The sequence below is a fragment of the Acidovorax sp. SRB_14 genome (assembly GCF_012932145.1).
Lineage (GTDB): Bacteria > Pseudomonadota > Gammaproteobacteria > Burkholderiales > Burkholderiaceae_C > Simplicispira.
Genome location: NZ_MWOK01000002.1, coordinates 1 through 19,113 on the forward strand (window position 1 = coordinate 1; position 19,113 = coordinate 19,113).

General features: G+C 66.2%; 16 protein-coding genes and 2 pseudogenes. 12 read left to right on the forward strand and 6 right to left on the reverse strand.

Features of this window, described 5'->3' with window-relative positions:
* The 4 genes from B2J86_RS01940 to sufT form a co-directional block, all read left to right on the forward strand.
* Nucleotides 1-1,037, forward strand: a 1,037-nt coding sequence (locus B2J86_RS01940) for a SufD family Fe-S cluster assembly protein (protein ID WP_173024603.1), incomplete at its 5' end; no start/stop codon positions are given.
* A gap of 1 nt (nucleotide 1,038) precedes the next feature.
* Entirely contained in the window at nucleotides 1,039-2,304 is a 1,266-nt protein-coding gene (locus tag B2J86_RS01945) for an aminotransferase class V-fold PLP-dependent enzyme (protein ID WP_371736071.1), read from the forward strand.
* Nucleotides 2,301-2,789 carry a Fe-S cluster assembly sulfur transfer protein SufU gene (sufU, locus tag B2J86_RS01950; RefSeq protein ID WP_169170746.1) on the forward strand — a complete coding sequence of 163 codons (489 nt, stop codon included), beginning with the start codon at nucleotides 2,301-2,303 and terminating at the stop codon, nucleotides 2,787-2,789. The genes B2J86_RS01945 and sufU overlap by 4 nt, the downstream gene beginning before the upstream one ends.
* On the forward strand, nucleotides 2,773-3,318 hold the full coding sequence (sufT, locus tag B2J86_RS01955) for a putative Fe-S cluster assembly protein SufT (RefSeq protein ID WP_169170749.1): 546 nt from the start codon (nucleotides 2,773-2,775) through the stop codon (nucleotides 3,316-3,318). The genes sufU and sufT overlap by 17 nt, the downstream gene beginning before the upstream one ends.
* A 31-nt stretch (nucleotides 3,319-3,349) precedes the next feature.
* On the opposite strand, the gene B2J86_RS01960 is transcribed toward sufT, so the two are convergent.
* A complete protein-coding gene (locus B2J86_RS01960) occupies nucleotides 3,350-4,561 on the reverse strand; it encodes an NnrS family protein (protein WP_169170748.1) in 1,212 nt (403 codons plus the stop codon).
* A 352-nt stretch (nucleotides 4,562-4,913) separates the two neighbouring features.
* Nucleotides 4,914-5,450, reverse strand: coding sequence for an inorganic diphosphatase (ppa, locus tag B2J86_RS01965; protein ID WP_169170049.1), 537 nt, complete (start codon nucleotides 5,448-5,450; stop codon nucleotides 4,914-4,916).
* 221 nt (nucleotides 5,451-5,671) lie between these two features.
* Between ppa and B2J86_RS01970 the strand changes: the two genes are divergently transcribed.
* The 3 genes from B2J86_RS01970 (at nucleotide 5,672) to B2J86_RS18325 (ending at nucleotide 9,129) form a co-directional block, all read left to right on the forward strand.
* Nucleotides 5,672-7,750, forward strand: coding sequence for a sodium-translocating pyrophosphatase (locus B2J86_RS01970; protein ID WP_169170048.1), 2,079 nt, complete (start codon nucleotides 5,672-5,674; stop codon nucleotides 7,748-7,750).
* 293 nt (nucleotides 7,751-8,043) lie between these two features.
* Nucleotides 8,044-8,589 carry a hypothetical protein gene (locus B2J86_RS01975; RefSeq protein ID WP_205763857.1) on the forward strand — a complete coding sequence of 182 codons (546 nt, stop codon included), beginning with the start codon at nucleotides 8,044-8,046 and terminating at the stop codon, nucleotides 8,587-8,589.
* 126 nt (nucleotides 8,590-8,715) lie between these two features.
* On the forward strand, nucleotides 8,716-9,129 hold the full coding sequence (locus tag B2J86_RS18325) for a GFA family protein (protein ID WP_169170047.1): 414 nt from the start codon (nucleotides 8,716-8,718) through the stop codon (nucleotides 9,127-9,129).
* 294 nt (nucleotides 9,130-9,423) lie between these two features.
* Here B2J86_RS18325 and B2J86_RS01985 read toward each other — a convergent pair whose 3' ends face one another.
* Together B2J86_RS01985 and B2J86_RS01990 are read right to left on the reverse strand one after the other, a co-directional pair.
* On the reverse strand, nucleotides 9,424-9,792 hold the full coding sequence (locus tag B2J86_RS01985; protein WP_169170046.1) for a DUF1428 domain-containing protein: 369 nt from the start codon (nucleotides 9,790-9,792) through the stop codon (nucleotides 9,424-9,426).
* A 205-nt stretch (nucleotides 9,793-9,997) separates the two neighbouring features.
* A complete protein-coding gene (locus tag B2J86_RS01990; protein WP_169170027.1) occupies nucleotides 9,998-10,177 on the reverse strand; it encodes a hypothetical protein in 180 nt (59 codons plus the stop codon).
* Between the two features lie 19 nt (nucleotides 10,178-10,196).
* Here B2J86_RS01990 and B2J86_RS18055 point away from each other — a divergent pair.
* Nucleotides 10,197-10,311: pseudogene (locus B2J86_RS18055) on the forward strand (integrase); the annotation flags it as partial.
* A 229-nt stretch (nucleotides 10,312-10,540) separates the two neighbouring features.
* Here the strand turns inward: B2J86_RS18055 and B2J86_RS01995 are convergent.
* Entirely contained in the window at nucleotides 10,541-10,990 is a 450-nt protein-coding gene (locus tag B2J86_RS01995; protein ID WP_371736024.1) for a type II toxin-antitoxin system PemK/MazF family toxin, read from the reverse strand.
* 208 nt (nucleotides 10,991-11,198) lie between these two features.
* On the opposite strand from B2J86_RS01995, the pseudogene B2J86_RS02000 reads away from it, so the two are divergent.
* Nucleotides 11,199-11,789 (forward strand): annotated as a pseudogene (locus tag B2J86_RS02000) (integron integrase); the annotation flags it as partial.
* Between the two features lie 596 nt (nucleotides 11,790-12,385).
* Nucleotides 12,386-12,766, forward strand: coding sequence for a cupin domain-containing protein (locus tag B2J86_RS02005; protein ID WP_169170044.1), 381 nt, complete (start codon nucleotides 12,386-12,388; stop codon nucleotides 12,764-12,766).
* Between the two features lie 114 nt (nucleotides 12,767-12,880).
* Here B2J86_RS02005 and hrpA read toward each other — a convergent pair whose 3' ends face one another.
* Nucleotides 12,881-16,846 (reverse strand): ATP-dependent RNA helicase HrpA, encoded by a 3,966-nt coding sequence (gene hrpA, locus B2J86_RS02010; RefSeq protein ID WP_240965051.1) that lies wholly within the window; start codon nucleotides 16,844-16,846, stop codon nucleotides 12,881-12,883.
* Between the two features lie 161 nt (nucleotides 16,847-17,007).
* Here hrpA and argA point away from each other — a divergent pair, with 161 nt between their 5' ends.
* Entirely contained in the window at nucleotides 17,008-18,354 is a 1,347-nt protein-coding gene (gene argA, locus B2J86_RS02015) for an amino-acid N-acetyltransferase (protein ID WP_173024605.1), read from the forward strand.
* Nucleotides 18,355-18,765: 411 nt separating this feature from the next.
* A complete protein-coding gene (locus tag B2J86_RS02020) occupies nucleotides 18,766-19,113 on the forward strand; it encodes a RidA family protein (protein WP_169170042.1) in 348 nt (115 codons plus the stop codon).

Sequence of the window (19,113 nt, forward strand, 5' to 3'; positions counted from 1 at the left end):
CGCCGCACCACAGCGTCAGCGCGCGCTGGCTGGACGCGGGCGACCCGCAGCAGCGCGCCGAGCTGTTTGCCGGCGTGCCGCTGCCCGGCGAGGGCGACGCCGCCCCCTTTGCCTGGGCGCACCGCGCGCTGTGCCGCCAGGGTCTGCGCCTGCGCATCGACGGCGCCCCCGGTGCCCCTTCGGGCGAGACGGTTTGGCTGCAGCTGCGCCACCAGCCGCGCGCCGCAGTCGAAGCGCCGCTGCTCGTGGTGGACGTGGCAGAAGGCGTGCGCTGCATGCTGATCGAGACGCACGAACGCGTGCCGGCGCAATGCGGGCAGAGGCTGGCGCAGAACCTGCACATCCACCTGCGCCTGGCGCCCGGCGCCACGTTGCAGCACCTGCGCGTGGCCACCCCGGGCGCGGACGATCAGGTCGCCCACCTCGTGCATGCGCAGCTGGGCCGGGGCGCGCACTACCACCAGGCGCTGGTCGCCTCAGGCAGCCAGTACCACCTGCAGCGCACGGCACTGCAGCTGCAGGGTACGCAGGCCAGCGCACGCACGGCCGGTGTGCTGTTTGCCGGCGGTGCAGCGCTCGAGCAGCAGGTCCAGACATCGCACAGCGCCGCCCACACCGCCAGCGCCGTCGAGGCCCTGGTGTTGGCCAGCGGCAAGGCCCACGCCGTCGCCAATGCCCACACCTGCATCGCACCGGGCGCGGACGGGGCCGACGCGCGCCAGCGTTTGAGCGGCATCCCGCTGGCAGGCCAGCCGCGGCTGGTGCTGCGCCCGCACCTCGAAATCCACCACGACAAGGTGCAGGCTGCGCACGGCGCCACCTGGGGCGCACTGCCCGAGGACGCCTTGTTCTATGCCCGCCAGCGCGGCCTGGACGAAGCCAGCGCGCGCGCGCTGATCATCGAAGGCATGGCCACCGCACTGCTGGAGCGCTGCTTTGATGACGCCGAAACACTGGCCACGCTGCTGGCCGACGGCCTGCTGGCACGCACCATCGCGCGCCACCTGGCCGCAGCGCAGGAGCCGCACCATGGGTGAAATGCACTTCCTGCCGGACTTGGCCACCGCCCCCGACGCCCTGGCGAGCGGGGTGCGCAGCCAGTTTCCGGTGCTGGCGCAGCGCATCCACGGCGCGGCGCTGGCTTATCTCGACAACGCTGCCACGACGCAGGTGCCGCTGCCGGTGCTGGCCGCCATGCGCAATTTCGAGGTGCACGACCGCGCCAACATCCACCGCGGCGTGCACGCGCTGAGCCAGCGCGCCACCGACGCCTTCGAGCAGGCGCGCAGCGCGCTCAAGCGCTTCGTCGGCGCGGGCGCCGGGCACGAGCTGGTCTTCACGTCGGGCACGACCGAGGCGCTGAACCTGGTGGCGCACGGGCTGTCGGCTGCAGCTGCGGGCAGCGCTTTTCTGCAGCCCGGCGACGAGATCATTGTCAGCGGCTTGGAACACCACGCCAACCTCGTGCCCTGGCAGCAGGCGGTGCGGCGCAGCGGCGCGGCCCTGCGCGTGCTGTTGCCCGACGCGCAGGGCCGGCTGCACCCCGAAGACCTGGTCCGGCTGTTGACGCCGCGCACCCGGGTGTTCGCGCTCACGGCCTGCGCCAACGCCACCGGCGAGCGGCCGCCGTTCGAGGCGCTGCTCGCGCTGGCCGCGCAGGCGGGCGCGCTCACCGTGCTCGACGCGGCGCAGGCGATGGCGCACGCCGTGCCCAATCTGTCGGCGCTGGCTTGCGACTTCATGGCCTTTTCGGGCCACAAGATGCACGGCCCCATGGGCACGGGCGCCCTGGTCGGCCGCCTGGCAGCGCTGGAGCGCCTGGCACCGCTGCGCTACGGCGGCGACATGGTCGACTGGGTGAGCTACACCGATGCCGGTTTTGCCGCACTGCCCAGCCGGCTCGAGGGCGGCACGCCCCATGTCGCGGGCGCCGTGGGCATGGCGGCCGCGGCCGCCTTCATCGACGCGGTTGGCCGCAGCGGCATCGACGCGCATGTGGCGGCGCTGCGCGCCCACGCGGCAGCGGGCCTGGCCGCAATTGACGACATCACGGTGCTGTCACCGTGGGCGGCCGAATCGGCCATCGTCTCCTTCGTGGCACGCGGCGTGCACCCGCACGACATCGGCACGCTGCTCGACGAACAAGGCATCGCGGTGCGCACCGGCCACCACTGCGCCCAGCCGCTGCTCGACCACCTGGGCCTGGGCCCGACGACGCGCGCGTCGTTCGCGCTCTACAACACGCACGATGAGGTCGAGCGCCTGGTCGCGGGCGTTGCGCGCGCGCTGGAGGTGCTGCAATGACCAACGCCGAAACCGACCTGTACCAGGACGTCGTGCTGGACCACAAGCGCGCGCCGCGCAACTTCGGCCACCTCGCCGCCCCTACCCACCGGGCGCGCGGCACGAACCCGCAGTGCGGCGACGACCTCAGCGTTGAACTGGACATTCAGGCGGGCCAGGTGCACGACATCCGCTTCAGCGGCCAGGGCTGCGCCATCTGTATTGCGTCCGCGTCGATGATGGGCGAGGCCGTCAAAGGCCGCGACGTGGAGGCCGCGCGGCAGCTGCAGCAGCATTTCCGTGCCGTGCTCACCGGCCAGACCGAGCCCGAGGAAACCCAGCTGGGCAAGCTCGTCAGCCTGGCGGGCGTGCGCCGCTACCCCAGCCGCATCAAGTGCGCTTTGCTGGGCTGGCATGCGCTCATGCACGCGCTCGCGGAGGCTCCGCAGGTCGCGACCACCGAACTGCCCCATCCCAGGAGCGACCATGATGAAACGACACCGTGAAGACGTGCAGATCCGCCGGCCGGTGCGCGTGGAGCGCGTCCCCGACGGCTCGCCGATGGAGCTGCCTGCCGGCGCCTTGGCGCAGGTCACGCAGGCCCTGGGTTCGTCCTTCACGCTGCTGGTCGATGGGCAGCTGGTGCGGCTCAAGGGGGCCGACGCCGACGCCATCGGAAAACCGCCCCCCGAGATCGCGCCGGTGCCCGACACGGTCGGCCCCGACGAGGTGAGCAGTCTGGTCTGGCAGGCCCTCAAGACCTGTTACGACCCCGAAATTCCCGTGGATATCGTCGAGCTGGGCCTGGTCTACCGGTGCGACTTTGAACCGATGGAAGACGGCCAGGTGCGCGTGCTGATCGACCTGACCCTGACAGCGCCGGGCTGCGGCATGGGCGAAACCATGGCCGACGAGGTCTGCGACAAGGTGCTGGCGGTGCCCCACGTCGGCGAGATCACGGTCCGCCTGGTGTTTGACCCGCCCTGGGACCGCTCCCGGATGTCGGAAGCGGCGCTGCTGTCGCTCGGCCTGTAGCGGCATAGTCCCGCAGCGCGACGCACGGCCTTCAGCCGTCCTTGCCGTCCAGCCGGCTGGCGGTCAGCCAGGGGGTGAAGAGGACCAGATAGATCGCGAACGCGCTCGACCAGGCCAGCGCCGCGCCCACCAGGGCGGCGGCATACCACTGCGGCGCAGCCAGCGGCACCAGCACGCGCAGCACGGCGGCAGCCATCACCAGCGCATAGGCCAGCACTTCCGCCCGGGACGCCTGCAACGGCCGGCCGGTGTGGCCGCGCGCCGTGCGCGTGACCATGCCGATGATGAGCCCACCCGTGGCCCCCACGGCGAGCGCATGCACGCCCGCCGACATGCTGACCGCCCCGATCTGGGCGCATGCCAGCATCGCAAAACCCACGGGAATCCACGCATACGACGCGTGCAGGATCCACAGGATCGGGCGGCTTAGCGCAGCCCGCGGGTGCCACTGCCACAGGCGTGCGCCGTGCAGCACTGCCGCCAGCGCAAAGGCCGCCAGCGTGGCCGGCCCGGGTGGCGCCAGCACCCACAGCGCGAGCGCCAAGCCCGTGACCGCCAGCGTTGCGCCTTCAATTGCACGGTGCACCGTGATCTTGAGCCCCGGGTTCACGCCCATGGTGAAGGCCGGCACCACGCGCCCGGCGATCACGCACTCGATCATCACGATCAGCGCGAGGCCCGCGTACAGCGCGCGCACCGGCGGCAGGTCCACGGCGCCGAGGACCGCCAAATGGAACAGCGCATTGGCCACCGACAGCAGCAGCAGAATCCCGACCAAAGGCAGGTTGCGGCGGTTGTGCGCGCGCAGCAGGATCTCCAGAAGAACAGCGGCGACCACGGGCAGCAGCGCGGCGTCGAGCATTGCGTACACCGCATAGGGCGCGGCCACTGCCGCCACCCTGGCGGCCAGCCAGAGCAATGCCAAGCCGGCCAGGGCCGCGCCGCGCGGCGTGGCCAACCCGGTCCAAGCCTTCACGGCCGTCAACAAGAAGCCAACGATCACCGCCGTGGCGAACCCGAACAGCATTTCATGGGCATGCCACAGCAGCGGCGCCACGGGCAAGTTGAGCTGGATGCCGCCGAGTAGCGCGGCCACCCAGACCGGCACCGCCACACAGGCCAGCAGCGCCGCACACAGGTAAAAAGGCCGGAACCCCAGGCGCAGCAAAGGCCATCCCCGAAGCGGGCTGTGGGGCGTTGCCTTGGCGGCAGCGGGGACGAGGGGCGGTAGGCTGGTTTTCATGGTTTGCAGCGTGCTGGGGGACCGTGGCACTTCATAAGATTCATTTTGAATGAATATTAATGCCAAGCATCCGCCAACGCAACTTGCCATCTTCTCGATCACCTGTGCCTTGGCGCGGCTGCAGCGAATGCACTGGCGTGCGCCCGCAGCTAAAGAATGAGATCTATCTATTTTTTGATAGCAGCCAGCGCTTTACCCACAAGCGCTTGCGGGCGATTTGACCTGAAATCGAGGCATTGAGCGTCCAGATCGAGTCGCACCGGCCACAAACGAAAAAACCTGCCAGCACGCTTGCTGGCAGGTTTTTGGAGCGGTGGCGCGGGCACGCCAGACCGGCGTGCTGCGGCCGCGTTCAGACCTGGGCGTTTTTGTAGTTGGCGATGCCGTCCAGGATTTCCTTGTGCGCGGCGTCAATGCCTTCCCAGCCCAGCACCTTGACCCACTTGCCTTCTTCGAGGTCCTTGTAGTGCTCGAAGAAGTGGCTCAGGGCCTTCAGGCGCGCGGGGTTCACGTCCTCGATGTTCTTCCAGGCCGAGTACATGCCCAGCACCTTGTTGGTGGGCACGGCCAGCACCTTGCCGTCGATGCCGGCCTCGTCTTCCATCTTCAGGATGCCGAGCGCGCGGCAGGGCACGACGACGCCCGGCACCAGCGGGTACGGGGTGATGACCAGCACGTCGACCGGGTCACCGTCGCCGCTGAGCGTTCGCGGGACGTAGCCGTAGTTCGACGGGTAGTACATGGCCGTGGTCATGAAGCGGTCGACGAAGATGGCGCCCGACTCCTTGTCCACTTCGTACTTGATGGGATCGGAATCCATGGGGATTTCAACGACCACGTTGAAGGATTCAGGGATGTTGTTGCCGGGGGTGACGTTGTTGAGGGACATGGTTGTCGGTCGTGTTGTTGAGGGATACCAGGGATCCCCGTCGGGATTAACCCTCATTTTACCGGCTCGCCCCTTTCAGCCCGCTTGCAGGCGCGCTATTCAAGGTAAATTGGTCCGGTTGGCCAATCGACCCAGGTGGCGGTCGAGGAAGCAACGCAGCGGAGACACGACCGGTGCGTTGTGCCTCTACCGTGCGAGACAAGAACACCTGGAGACAACGAATGGCTGCATCCACAGCGCTGACTTCCCCCCTCCTCCTGGCCCTGGCGTGCGGGCTGATTGCCGTGGCCTATGGCATCTGGGCCCGCAGCTGGATCCTCGCCAAGGACCCCGGCAACGCGCGCATGCAAGAGATCGCGGGCGCCATCCAGGCCGGCGCGGCCGCCTACCTGGCGCGCCAGTACAAGACCATCGCCATCGTCGGCGTCGTGCTGGCCATCCTGATCGGCCTTTTCCTTGATGCCAAGACGGCCGTGGGCTTCGCGATCGGCGCCGTGCTCTCGGGCGCCTGCGGCTTCATCGGCATGAATGTCTCGGTGCGCGCCAACGTGCGCACCGCGCAGGCCGCCACGCAAGGCATCGGGCCGGCGCTCGACGTGGCCTTCCGCGGCGGCGCCATCACCGGCATGCTGGTGGTGGGCCTCGGGCTGCTCGGCGTCACCGGCTTCTACTGGTTCCTGGTCGGCAGCAACCCGGTAGCCGACAAGACGCTGGCCAACCTGCTCAACCCGCTGATCGGCTTTGCCTTCGGATCGTCGCTGATTTCGATCTTCGCGCGGCTGGGCGGCGGCATCTTCACCAAGGGCGCCGACGTCGGCGCCGACCTCGTGGGCAAGGTCGAGGCCGGCATCCCCGAAGACGACCCGCGCAACCCCGCCGTGATCGCCGACAACGTCGGAGACAACGTGGGCGACTGCGCCGGCATGGCGGCCGACCTGTTCGAGACCTACGCCGTCACGCTGATCGCCACGATGGTGCTGGGTGCGCTGATGGTGACCGCCGCCCCGGTCAACGCCGTGCTGTACCCGCTAGCGCTGGGCGCCGTGTCCATCGTCGCATCAATCATCGGCTGCTTCTTCGTCAAGGCCTCACCGGGCATGAAGAACGTGATGCCGGCGCTCTACCGGGGCCTGGCCGTGGCCGGCGTGCTCTCGCTGATCGCGTTCTGGTTCGTCACGGCCTGGATCATTCCCGACAACGCGATCGCCGCCAGCGGCAGCCAGATCAAGCTGTTCGGCGCCTGCGCCACGGGCCTGGTGCTGACGGCCGCGCTGGTCTGGATCACCGAGTTCTATACCGGCACGCAGTATTCGCCGGTGCAGCACATCGCGCAGGCCTCGACCACCGGCCACGGCACCAACATCATCGCGGGACTGGGCGTGTCGATGCGCTCCACGGCCTGGCCGGTGATCTGCGTCTGCATCGCCATCCTCGTGTCGTACCAGCTCGCGGGCCTGTATGGCATCGCCGTCGCCGCCACCGCCATGCTCAGCATGGCCGGCATCGTGGTGGCGCTCGACGCCTACGGCCCCATCACCGACAACGCGGGCGGCATCGCCGAAATGGCCGACATGCCCCCCGAGGTGCGCGCCGTGACCGACCCGCTCGACGCCGTGGGCAACACCACCAAGGCCGTCACCAAGGGCTACGCCATCGGCTCGGCGGGCCTCGCGGCGCTGGTGCTGTTCGCCGACTACACGCACAAGCTCGAGAGCTATGGCCAGGCGATCAGCTTCAACCTGAGCGACCCGATGGTCATCGTCGGCCTGTTCATCGGCGGCCTGATCCCCTACCTGTTCGGCGCCATGGCCATGGAGGCCGTGGGCCGCGCGGCCGGCGCCGTGGTGGTCGAGGTGCGGCGCCAGTTCCGAGACATTGCCGGCATCATGGAAGGCACGGGCAAGCCCGAATACGGCCGCGCGGTCGACATGCTGACCAGCGCCGCCATCAAGGAAATGGTCATCCCCAGCCTGCTGCCCGTGGTGGTGCCGATCGCCGTCGGCCTGCTGCTGGGCCCGAAGGCGCTGGGCGGCCTCTTGATGGGCACCATCGTTACCGGCCTCTTCGTCGCCATCAGCATGTGCACGGGCGGCGGCGCCTGGGACAACGCGAAGAAATACATCGAAGACGGCCACCACGGCGGCAAGGGCAGCGAGGCGCACAAGGCCGCCGTCACGGGCGACACCGTGGGCGACCCCTACAAGGACACGGCCGGCCCGGCGGTGAACCCGCTGATCAAGATCATCAACATCGTGGCGCTGCTGATCGTGCCGCTGGTGGTCAAGTTCCACGGCACTTGAAAACTCAGCCCTGTCACTCCAGAGCCCGCTCCGGCGGGCTTTTTTGCGGCCGCAGCAGCGCTTGCTCGTGCACCCCGATGTCTGGGAGCGCCCTTGCGCACAAGCCAGTTCAGACCGCTCTCTTGCATCCGGTCGTGAAAATCCGGTTCGGTAGCTTTCCGTTCATGGCGCCCGAATGCAGTTCACACCCGGATTCGGCAGCTTCGTCGCATCGCGCAGGACATCGACAAAGGCATTGCATAAATTCGATCCAACTTGAACGCACTCTGCACCACTTGGAGAGGTCATTTTCTGTGATTACCCCTGTCATCATGCTCGCTCTTATGCTCGGCCCCTGGCTCGGGGCTGTTGCGCTCCATGCTGCTTTCGGCCGCAGTGTCGATGTTCGCAATGCTGCAGCCATGGGCTTGGGCCTTCTATTTGTCTTCACAGGAGTCGGACACTTTGTGCAGGCACAGCCCATGGTGCAGATGCTGCCGCCCTGGGTTCCCGAGAGACTGCTGCTTGTCCATGCATCCGGCATTCTGGAATTCGCTATCGCGCTGGGTTTTTTCGTTCCGAAGCTCAGGCGCGTGAGCGGTCTCGCGGCGGCGGCAGTGCTGGTCGTGTTCTTTCCGTTGAACATTTATGCCGCGCTGCACCACATTCCGATGGGGGGACACGCTTGGGGGCCGGTCTATCTGCTTATCCGTGCGCCGCTGCAGGCACTTATTCTGGGCTGGGTATATTGGTTCACCATCAGAATGGCGCTTCACAGCGGTTTGCCCCGCCGCTCCACGCCGTCGCTGCCCGCCGCTCCGCTTCATCGTTCAAAGCCCCGTCTCAAAAGTGCGCCATGAGCGCTTGCGACAGGGTGATCAGTAGGCTGTATATGGGGCGGTTTTTGTGTCGGTTGGCAGCTCGGTACGCAGGAGCATCGCCAGCCATCATCTTCAAGCTTGGGGGTATCCCCGTTGCGAGGAAACATGGATAAGTTGATAGGCAGTTGCAAATGTGGCCACGTTAAATTCAATGTGGCGGGCCGAGCCGTGCAAGTCGTCGCGTGCCACTGCGGCCTTTGCCGGTCCATGACCGGCGCCGCGTATTCGTCGTACGTTGTCGTGCGGGAACAGCAGTTCTCCGTAACCCAAGGCTCGGAGTCTCTGACAGCCTATGCGGTAACAGAACGAACCCGTCGCCACTTCTGCAAAAACTGCGGAACGCCGCTCTTCAATACGAATCCGGAGACTTACAAGGGACTCACGATGCTCTACCTCGGAACCGTCGTGGGCCACGAGCACCTTGCGCCGAGAATCCACATTTTTTGCGAGAACAAGCTGCCTTCGGTTCATCTCGAACAGTCAAGCCAGTGCTTCCCTGGCGCCCCGACCAGCGCCTGACCCTTGCTTCGAGCCACACGCTGCGACTCGAGGCCAACGCCTGTCTTGGCGTCGCATGTCGAGCGACCGGCCGCGAAAGCGGCAAGCAGCCGCTCGTGGCCGCGAGTGTGAAGCCCTGCAGGGCCCCGGGAGCCTACATGCGGAGACGGTCACGGGGAGATGCGCGGCGTTTGCTCGTCCGCGCACCGGGCGGCCCGCGCGATGTCTCGCAGCCACAGCCTGCGGGCCGACAGTCTGCGCCAGACGCCCGCCGCAGCGCATGGCCCGCCGAGGTGCGGTGTCACCCGCGCCGCCTCAAGCCTTCACTTCGACCACCTGTGCGAAGCCGCCGAAGATCATGCGTTTGCCGTCGAAGGGCATGGGCGGATTGCCGGGCGTGGACGGATCCATGCGCGGGTCCTCCATCATCTTCTTCATGCCTGCGTCACGCGTGGCCTTGTCCGGCCATTCGACCCACGAAAACGCCACCGTCTCGTCTGCCGTGGCCTGGACTGCGCGGCGGAAGTCGGTGACTTTGCCGTCGGGGACGTCGTCGCCCCAGCCTTCGATCACGCGGACGGCGCCGAGCTCGATGAACATCGCGTCGAAATGGCGCGCGTGCTCGATGAACTTCTGCTTGTTTGCGGTAGGAACTGCGATCACGAAACCATCGATGTATGACATGTGTTCACTCCTGTTAAGTGGACCGGTCGGTGCGCCGCCGGAGGGCCGCTCGTATCCCGTCGACGAACAACGACAAGCCGAATCGACACAGCGCGCCTGGCACGAGGGCATGCGTCCTGTGGCGGCGCTGGGGCAGCGCCGCCGCAGAATGCCGGCCGGGCGAGCCGCCGCGGCGCCCTCAGCGTAGACGGCTTGGCCTCGCATGTCACGCTGGAGCAAGCCGAGCACTGCCTTTCCCCATGCCCGAGCCGACCATGAAAGACGGCGGGCTGTACGGTCGGCGCACGGCAAACAGAACGATCGGTGCGCCGAGGTGCATGCTTCCTGGCGCATCGACGCGATGGGAGACCACCACGGAACCAACAACCACGATGGTGTCGCGCAAGCCGTGAAACAAGGGTTAGATCGTCGGCCAAAAGGCACCGTTCAAGGTGAAGGACATCTGGGCACGCCGGGTCCGGCCTCCAGATAAAGAACCGCATGCGCGAGCGCGCTCTGTTCAACCTCGGCATCAAGAGCGATGACGCACTCAAGATCTCGGAGCAAACTGAAACCTGAGAGAGCCGACGGCGGTCGTCCCTTGCGAGGTCCGCCGCTCGCAATGGCAGTTTCCCGGAAGCAAGATCAGTGTGAGGTTCCGGCCAGGAGCGGCCGGTGCTCAAAGGGAAAAGCAGTCGCTCAACGCTGGAGTTAAGCGGCGGCGTAGCCGTCCGCCTTGAACGAATTGTTAGGCCGCATCGCCCGAGATCTAGCCGTGGCGATGGAAGGCCGCTTGGACGAAGCGTAGCCCAGCAACAACCTGGTCTATACGTGCTTCCGATAACGAGCCAATGTACGAGCCCAGCCGCGCTTTGTAGATGCAGGATACTTGAGAGGCGATTACGACACTTTGCCGTTCCAAGTCGCCCTCACTAGGTTCTAGCAGCACATTGCCAGGCTCTGACGCTTTATGGAGGTTTGAACTCAGGGCGCAGACAATGACGGTGCTGATACGAGAGTGATTAAAGACGTCCTCTTGCACGACCACATGCGGATGTGGCGACCCCGGAAACGAGCCTCTCGTCTCGTCGGCGGCGATCCAGAATATGTCGCCGCGTCTGACGACGCGGAGAGGAGACTGAATCTGAAGTGCGACTTCTCTGTCCATGTGGCCTAACGTCATGTAGACCGCATACATCCGCAGGCCATATCTGGACATTGCGGTCTAAGTTGTTCGGAGAAAATTTTGGAAAGGGGCGTGCCGCAACGCCTAGCGGGCGACAGGCTGTACAAAACAACAGTACTAAATTCAGTCATGAAACCCGCTACCCCTCCTGTGTTGCGCGCCACACGGCTGCTGGATCAGATCCGTGAGCGGATTCGTTACAAACACTATAGCCTGCGCACCGAGCAAGCCTATGTGCAGTGGCACGGGTATGCGTTTGATGGAGGGCACGCGCCTGCGCATCAAAGATGTGGATTTTGATCGCAGCGTGATCGTGGTGCGGCAGGCCAAGGGGGGCAAAGACCGCGTCGTCATGCTGCCGCGTAGCTTGGCAGCCGACTTGCGGCAGCAAGCTCTTGCAGCACGGGCACAGTGGGAGCATGACCGACAAGCCCAGCGCGGTGGAGTGGAGGTGCCACATGCACTGGAAGTGAAATATCCAGGAGTGGGCCAGCGTTGGGGCTGGTTCTGGGTTTTTCCAGCCCCTGCGCTTTCGATTGACCCACGCACAGGAGTTGAACGCCGGCACCATGTGTATGAGGAGCATTTGCAGCGGGCGATGAAGAAAGCCGTAGCGCAGATCGGTATCTGCAAGCCGGTTTCCGTGCATACGTTGCGCCACAGTTTTGCCACGCACCTGCTGCAGGCAGGCACCGATATTCGTACCGTGCAAGAGTTGCTGGGGCACTCGGATGTGAGTACCACCATGATTTACACCCATGTCTTGAAGCTTGCCGTCGGTGGCACCACGAGCCCGTTGGATGCCATGGCCTCGAACTTGTCATCTCCGTGAATGGCCGCTTCAGGGCACTGACCGAGAAGGCTGCTCCGGGTCGAGACCGTCAGTTCGAAGCTTCGAGCAGCAGACATTCGACCTCCAATTGGCGGTGTGAGCCGTTGGCCCCGGGGCCGGTCACTGCGGCCGGCGGTCGGTCGGATGAGTCAATGACAGCTCCGTGCCGCGCCGTGGACAAATTCGGCACGCGAACGATGACACACGATGGATGGCCGTCATCACGCTCTGAAATATGTGAGACAGCAGTGGGTCGTCCCGCGACCGCCACAGCTTGGGGCAGGCATCTGCTCTGCCGTTGAAGCTTTTCAAGCGACCCCGTTACACGGAACGAGTGCAAAACTTGTGCGGATTTGTGGCCCGTTGGATGAGGTCGTGCTGGCGTCCTGTATACCTGCATCGCTTTGCTCCGCTGACCAGCTGGATAGCGCGGCGCACACAATGCCGTGCCATGAGCCGCCAACCCGTAACTGCATGTGATCGATCGCATTGCCATGCGAATGACATCGCGATAGTTTCTCGGTTGCCCTCCAATTCATCAGCGATCCCTTAAGAATTCCGCGATAGCGGGGGCGGCTCAATCGAAGGAGAAAATCATGGTCACTCCCGTCAGCGTTGAGAAGCTCGAAGTCAAATCGCATGGCACGCCGGACGAGCTTCGCACACCCAACAAAACCCGCGTCGAGGTGGTAAAGCTGCAGGGCTACACGATCGGGCGGTTCAACTTCGAACCCGGGTGGCGTTGGTCAGAATGCATCAAGCCCGTGGTGAAGACAGAGTATTGCCAACTCTCGCATGTGGGGCATGTCGTTTCGGGAAAGCTCACCGTTCGAATGCAGGACGGTTCCGAGAAAACGCTCAGCGCAGGAGAGTCCTACGCCATCCCGCCTGGCCACGATGCCTGGGTCGAAGGCAACGCCCCCTTTGTCGGCCTGGAGGTGCTCAGTGCCGATGTCTACGCAAAGCCTTCCCCGTAGCGCTGGCGTGTGTGTGGGACGTGTCTGGCTGCATGGCGGCCAAAACGCGCTGTCGGCCCCTGACCCATCCCGGTGCGCGAGGCTCGCGTCGGGATTGTTCGCACAGCCCGCCGATCAGCTGTTGATCTGCGCCCACAGCTTGTCCAGCCGCTTGACGCTCACCGGCTGCGGCGTGCGCAGCTCCTGCGCGAAGAAGCTCACGCGCAGTTCTTCGAGCAGCCAGCGCAGCTCCTGCATGCGCGCGTCGACCTGGCCTTTGCGCTCGGCCACGAGGCGCCAGTAGCGCTGCTCCTGCGGGCGCAGCTCGGCCAGTTTGGTGGCGTCGCGCGCCGGGTCGGCGCGGACTTTGTCCAGGCGCAGCGTGATGGCCTTGAGGTAGCGCGCGAAGTGCGCCAGCTGCGGCCAGGGCGCGGCGGTCAGGAAGTTCTTCGGCACCAGGCGCTGCAGCTGCTGCAGAGCGTCTGCCGTGGCCTCGGGCGCGCCCTTGGTGTCCTTGATCTTGCGCGCGGCCGCGGCGTACTCGGTGAGGATCGTGCCCGCCAGGCGCGCCACCTCGTTGGCGATCAGCGTCAGGCGCCCCCGGCCCTCGTCGACGCGGCGCTTGAAATCGGCCTCGCTGGTGGGCAGCGGGTCGAGCAGGAAGGCGCGGTCCATCGCGACATCAAGGATCTGGCTGCGCAGCTCTTCCTGCGTGCCCAGCGGCATGTAGGCCACGGCCATTTTCTGCAGGTCGGGAATGTTCTTTTCGAGGTACTTGAGCGCGTCCTTGATCTGCAGCGCAAACAGGCGGCGCAGACCGGCGCGGTGCTTGGCAGCGGCGACCTCGGGCTCGTCAAAGACTTCGATCGTGACGGCATCGCCCGCGTCGATCAGCGCGGGAAAGCCGATCAGCGTCTGGCCGCCTTTGCCGATCTCCATGAGCTCGGGCAGTTCGCCGAAGGTCCAGGCGGTGTAGCGCTGGCCCGCCGGCATGGCGGGCGTGGCATTTGCTTCTTTTTTAGGATCTGCTTGCGCACGGATTTGCTTGCTTTCAGGTGCTTTTGCATCTGAAACCGCCTGGCTGCCAGCGCCAGCAGCTATCTTTAATGAAGCAAGCGCCTGAAAGGCCCCGCGCGCCTTCGCGCCCCACTCGGCCTTGAGCGCGCCGAGGTTGCGGCCCTGGCCAAGCTGGCGGCCGTGCTCGTCGACGACGCGGAAGTTCATGAACAGGTGCGCGGGCACCATGTCGAGCTTGAAGTCGGCGCGCTTGACGTCGAGCGAGGTCTCGTCGCGCACCTGCTTGAGCAGCGCATCGAGCAGGCCCACGCGGCCCATGCGCTCGGGCGTGCCCAGCAGCTGCGCCAGCCGCGCGGCCGATTCGGGCAGCGGCACGAAGCGGCTGCGCGGGCGCTGGTGCAGGCTCTTGAGCAGCGCCTGGATCTTGTCCTTGAGCATGCCGGGCACGAGCCACTCGCACTGCTCCTCGTGCACCTGGTTGAGCACGAACAGCGGCACCGTCACCGTGAGGCCGTCGCGCGCGTCGCCGGGCGCATGCAGGTAGCTGGCCGCGCAATCCACGCCACCGAGCCGCACGGTGCGCGGAAAGGCGCTGGTGGTGATGCCGGCCGCCTCGTGGCGCATCAGTTCGTCGCGCGTGAGCTTGAGCAATTCGGGGCGTGCCTTGGCCTCGGCGCGGTACCAGTGCTCGAAGCCGCGCCCGTTGGTCACGTCCTGCGGCAGCTGCTGGTCGTAGAAGGCGTAGATCAGCTCCTCGTCCACCAGCACGTCCTGGCGGCGCGACTTGTGCTCGAGCGCCTCGACGTGGGCAATCAGCTTTTCGTTGGCGGCGAGAAACGGCAGGCGCTTGTGTGCTTCGGGCAGCAGATCGCCGGCCACCAGCGCCTGGCGGATGAACATCTCGCGCGCGGCCTGCGGATCGACCTTGTCGAAGCCCACGCGCCGGCCGCTGTAGACCACCAGGCCGTACAGCGTGGCGCGCTCGAAGGCGACGACCTCGGCGGCCTTCTTCTCCCAGTGCGGGTCGAGCAACTGCTTCTTGAGCAGGTGCGCGCCCACCTCTTCGAGCCAAGCCGGCTCGATGGCGGCGATGCCGCGGCCAAACAGGCGCGTGGTTTCGACTAGCTCGGCGCAGACGATCCAGCGCCCCGGCTTCTTGCGCAGGTGCGCGCCCGGGTGGCGGTGGAACTTGATGCCGCGTGCGCCCAGGTACACGTCCTCTTCCTCGGGCTTGAAGCCGATGTTGCCGAGCAGCCCGGCCAGCATCGACAGGTGCAGCTGCTCATAGCTTGCCGGCTGCGCGTTGGCCTCCCAGCCGTGCTCGGCCACCACCGTGAGCAGCTGGCTGTGCACGTCGCGCCACTCGCGCACGCGGCGCACGTTGATGAAGTTCTGGCGCAGCAGCTGCTCGTACTGGCGGTTGCTGAGCTTGTGCGTGGGCGCGGCGCCGCCCTGCGCCAGCACGGGCGCCGGCGCAGGTGCGGGGGCCGGCGCGACCAGGCGCTGCGATACCGGCAAAAACGCCTGCGATGCACTGCCCTTGCGCCGTGCCTGCGCCTGTTGCTGCTGCACGCGCGCCGACGCGAGCGTGGGCATGGTGCCGCCGCGCGCCTCCTGCAGCCATTTCCACAGCGTGAGGTAACCGCTGAACTCGCTCTTGTCGTCGTCGAACTTGGCGTGCTGCTGGTCGGCCTGCTGTTGCGCGTCCATGGGGCGGTCGCGCACGTCCTGCAGGCTCAGCGCGCTGGCAATGACCAGCACCTCGCTGAGCGCCCCGCGCGCGCGCGCCTCCAGAATCATGCGGCCCACGCGCGGGTCAAGTGGCAGCTTGGACAGCTCGCGCCCCATGGGCGTGAGTTCGTTCCTGTCGTCCACCGCGCCGAGTTCATTGAGCAGCTGGTAGCCGTCGGCAATCGCACGGCTCGATGGCGCGTCGATGAACGGGAAGTCTTCGACCACGCCGAGGTGCAGCGACTTCATGCGCAGGATCACGCCGGCGAGCGACGAGCGCAGGATTTCGGGGTCGGTGAAGCGCGGGCGGCCGGCAAAGTCGGTCTCTTCGTACAGCCGGAGGCAGATGCCGTTGGCCACGCGGCCGCAGCGCCCGGCGCGCTGGTTGGCCGCCGCCTGGCTGATCGGCTCGACCAGCAGCTGCTCAACTTTGCTGCGCAGGCTGTAGCGCTTGACGCGCGCCGTGCCGGCGTCGATCACGTAGCGGATGCCCGGCACCGTGAGCGAAGTCTCGGCCACATTGGTCGCCAGGATGATGCGCCGGCCTGTGTGGCCGTCAAAGATGCGGTCCTGCTCGGCCTGCGACAGGCGGGCAAACAGCGGCAGCACCTCTGCGTTGCGCGTCAGCGGCTGGTGCGCCAGGTGCTTGCGCAGGTGGTCGGCGGCCTCGCGGATCTCGCGCTCGCCGGGCAGGAAGACCAGGATGTCGCCGCCCGCATTGCCCTGCCAGAGCTCGTCGACGCCGTCGGCAATGGCGTCGTTCAAACCATAGTCGCGGCTTTCCTCGAACGGGCGCCAGCGCTGCTCGACCGGAAAGGTGCGACCCGAGACCTGGATGACCGGTGCCGGCCCCTTGCTGCTGGCAAAGTGCTTGGCAAAGCGGTCGGCGTCGATGGTGGCCGAGGTCACCACGATCTTCAGATCGGGCCGGCGCGGCAGGATCTGGCGCAGGTAGCCGAGCAGGAAGTCGATGTTCAGGCTACGCTCGTGCGCCTCGTCGATGATGATCGTGTCGTAGGCCTTGAGCAGCGGATCGGTCTGCGTCTCGGCCAGCAGGATGCCGTCGGTCATAAGCTTGACCGACGCGTCGCGCGAGAGCCGGTCCTGGAAGCGCACCTTGTAGCCGACCACGTCGCCGAGCGGGGTGTTGAGCTCCTCGGCAATGCGCTTGGCCACCGAGCTCGCGGCGATGCGGCGCGGCTGGGTGTGGCCGATCAGCTGGCCCTTTTCGCCCGGCCTGGCATTGCACTTGCCGCGCCCCAGGGCGAGCGCGATCTTGGGCAGCTGCGTGGTCTTGCCCGAGCCGGTCTCGCCGCAGACGATGATGACCTGGTGCTTTTGCAGCGCCTCCATGATCTCGTCGCGCCGCGCAGACACGGGCAAGGATTCGGGAAACGTGATTTTCAGCGGGGAGACGGGTGCGGGAGCAGACAAGGTGGCGACTTCGTAGAGAATCGCGAATTATCCCAGCCTCTGCTGGTTTTCACTGACCCTGCCCCACGCCCCACCCGCGCATGTCCACCGTTTTCAACTTCACCTTCGTGCCCTGGTTCCGGTCGGTTGCGCCCTACATCCACAAGTTCCGCCACCAGACCTTTGTGGTCGGGCTCACGGGCGAGGCCATTGCGGCCGGCAAGCTGCACAGCATCGCGCAGGACCTGGCCATGATCCAGGCCATGGGCGTGAAGATCGTGCTGGTGCACGGCTTTCGCCCGCAGGTCAACGAGCAGCTGCAGGCCAAGGGCCACGCCGCGCACTACTCGCACGGCATGCGCATCACCGACTCGGTGGCGCTCGACTGCGCGCAGGAGGCCGCCGGCCAGCTGCGCTACGAGATCGAGGCTGCGTTCAGCCAGGGCCTGCCGAACACGCCGATGGCGGGATCGACGGTGCGCATGATCTCGGGCAATTTCATCACCGCGCGGCCCGTCGGCATCGTTGACGGCGTGGATTTCAAGCACTCGGGCGTGGTGCGCAAGGTCGACGTGGCGAGCATCACGCATTCGCTCGACTTTGGCGCCATGGTGCTGATCTCGCCGTTTGGCTTCTCGCCCACGGGCGAAGCCTTCAACCTGGCCATGGAAGAGGTCGCGACCAGCGTGGCCATTGCGCTCAAGGCCGACAAGCTGATCTTCCTGTCCGAGGTGGCGGGCATTCGCCAGCACCCCGGGCAGCCCAACGGCGAGGACAACCCCATCGACACCGAACTGCCCCTGGCCCAGGCGCGGGAGCTGCTGGCGCGCATGCCCGCCAGCCAGCGCCCGACCGACACGGGGTTTTATCTGCAGCACTGCGTCAAGGCCTGCCAGGGCGGCGTGGAGCGCAGCCACATCATCCCGTTTGCCGTGGACGGTGCGCTGCTGCTCGAAATCTATGTGCACGACGGCATCGGCACCATGGTGGTCGATGAAAAGCTCGAAGAGCTGCGCGAGGCCACGGTCGACGATGTCGGCGGCATCCTGCAGCTGATCGAGCCCTTCGAGCGCGACGGCACGCTCGTCAAGCGCGACCGCACCGAGATCGAGCGCGACGTCGCCAGCTACACCATCATCGAGCACGACGGCGTGATCTTCGGCTGCGCTGCGCTCTACCCCTACCCCGAAGCGCGCACGGCCGAAATGGCCGCCGTCACGGTGTCGCCGCAAAGCCAGGGCACGGGCGACGGCGAAAAACTGCTCAAGCGCATCGAGCAGCGCGCGCGCAACCTGGGGCTCGACAGCATCTTCGTGCTCACCACGCGCACCATGCACTGGTTCATCAAGCGCGGCTTCGTGCAGGTCGACCCCGACTGGCTGCCCGAGGCGCGCAAGCGCAAGTACAACTGGGACCGGCGCAGCCAGGTGCTGGTGAAGAAGCTGTAGCACGCGCGGCGCGGCAAGCTGGGCTGGGCATGAAATAGGCCTCCAGCCCTTTGCCATCAAGCGCTGGCAGCTATAAAAAAGAGTCTCCCCGCCCGGGCGCCATCGCGTCCGGCGATGCCGCGCGCGCTTCTTTTCCGATTCGGGGACCGCTGCGTCCGGCTCCGACCGGCGCCGTGGCAGCGCCACCGATGGCCGTCCAGTGCCTCAGTGAAAACCACTACCAAACTGCATTGACCAGCCAAATCACAAGTGTCTACACTTAGTGCGGCACTAGTAATTCACGAAGATAAACCGGCCTGCGGCACGGCTTTTCGAAGCCGCTTGCGGCGGGACGGCACGCACCGAGGCAATGCCCCGGTTTCGCTTTTGTAAACGGCCCTTCCATGGCCACCAGACCCTCGGAGATTTCGCATGACCATCCAACGCATCCAGACCAACAACCGCATGAGCCAAGCCGTCGTGGCCAACGGCTTCATCTTCCTCGCCGGCCAGGTCGCTACCGACACCGCTTTGGACGTGGCCGGCCAGACGCGCCAGATCCTCGACAAGATCGACGCCCTGCTGGCCGAGACCGGCAGCGACAAGACCAAGATCGTCCAGGCCACCATCTGGCTGGCCGACCACAAGACCTTCGCCGACATGAACACCCTGTGGGACGCCTGGGTGCCCGCCGGCCATGCGCCGGCCCGCGCCTGCGTGGAATCGGCACTGGCCTTCCCGCCCTACACCGTTGAAATCGGTGTGGTCGCCGTCGCCTGA

What these genes read in the sequence shown, in the direction of transcription:
- B2J86_RS01945 (WP_371736071.1), top strand. Translation starts at nt 1,039, where the DNA reads ATGCACTTCCTGCCGGACTTGGCCACCGCCCCCGACGCCCTGGCGAGC.
- sufU (WP_169170746.1), top strand. Translation starts at nt 2,301, where the DNA reads ATGACCAACGCCGAAACCGACCTGTACCAGGACGTCGTGCTGGACCAC.
- sufT (WP_169170749.1), top strand. Translation starts at nt 2,773, where the DNA reads ATGAAACGACACCGTGAAGACGTGCAGATCCGCCGGCCGGTGCGCGTG.
- B2J86_RS01960 (WP_169170748.1), bottom strand. Translation starts at nt 4,561, where the DNA reads ATGAAAACCAGCCTACCGCCCCTCGTCCCCGCTGCCGCCAAGGCAACG.
- ppa (WP_169170049.1), bottom strand. Translation starts at nt 5,450, where the DNA reads ATGTCCCTCAACAACGTCACCCCCGGCAACAACATCCCTGAATCCTTC.
- B2J86_RS01970 (WP_169170048.1), top strand. Translation starts at nt 5,672, where the DNA reads ATGGCTGCATCCACAGCGCTGACTTCCCCCCTCCTCCTGGCCCTGGCG.
- B2J86_RS18325 (WP_169170047.1), top strand. Translation starts at nt 8,716, where the DNA reads ATGGATAAGTTGATAGGCAGTTGCAAATGTGGCCACGTTAAATTCAAT.
- B2J86_RS01985 (WP_169170046.1), bottom strand. Translation starts at nt 9,792, where the DNA reads ATGTCATACATCGATGGTTTCGTGATCGCAGTTCCTACCGCAAACAAG.
- B2J86_RS01995 (WP_371736024.1), bottom strand. Translation starts at nt 10,990, where the DNA reads ATGTCCAGATATGGCCTGCGGATGTATGCGGTCTACATGACGTTAGGC.
- B2J86_RS02005 (WP_169170044.1), top strand. Translation starts at nt 12,386, where the DNA reads ATGGTCACTCCCGTCAGCGTTGAGAAGCTCGAAGTCAAATCGCATGGC.
- hrpA (WP_240965051.1), bottom strand. Translation starts at nt 16,846, where the DNA reads ATGGAGGCGCTGCAAAAGCACCAGGTCATCATCGTCTGCGGCGAGACC.
- argA (WP_173024605.1), top strand. Translation starts at nt 17,008, where the DNA reads ATGTCCACCGTTTTCAACTTCACCTTCGTGCCCTGGTTCCGGTCGGTT.
- B2J86_RS02020 (WP_169170042.1), top strand. Translation starts at nt 18,766, where the DNA reads ATGACCATCCAACGCATCCAGACCAACAACCGCATGAGCCAAGCCGTC.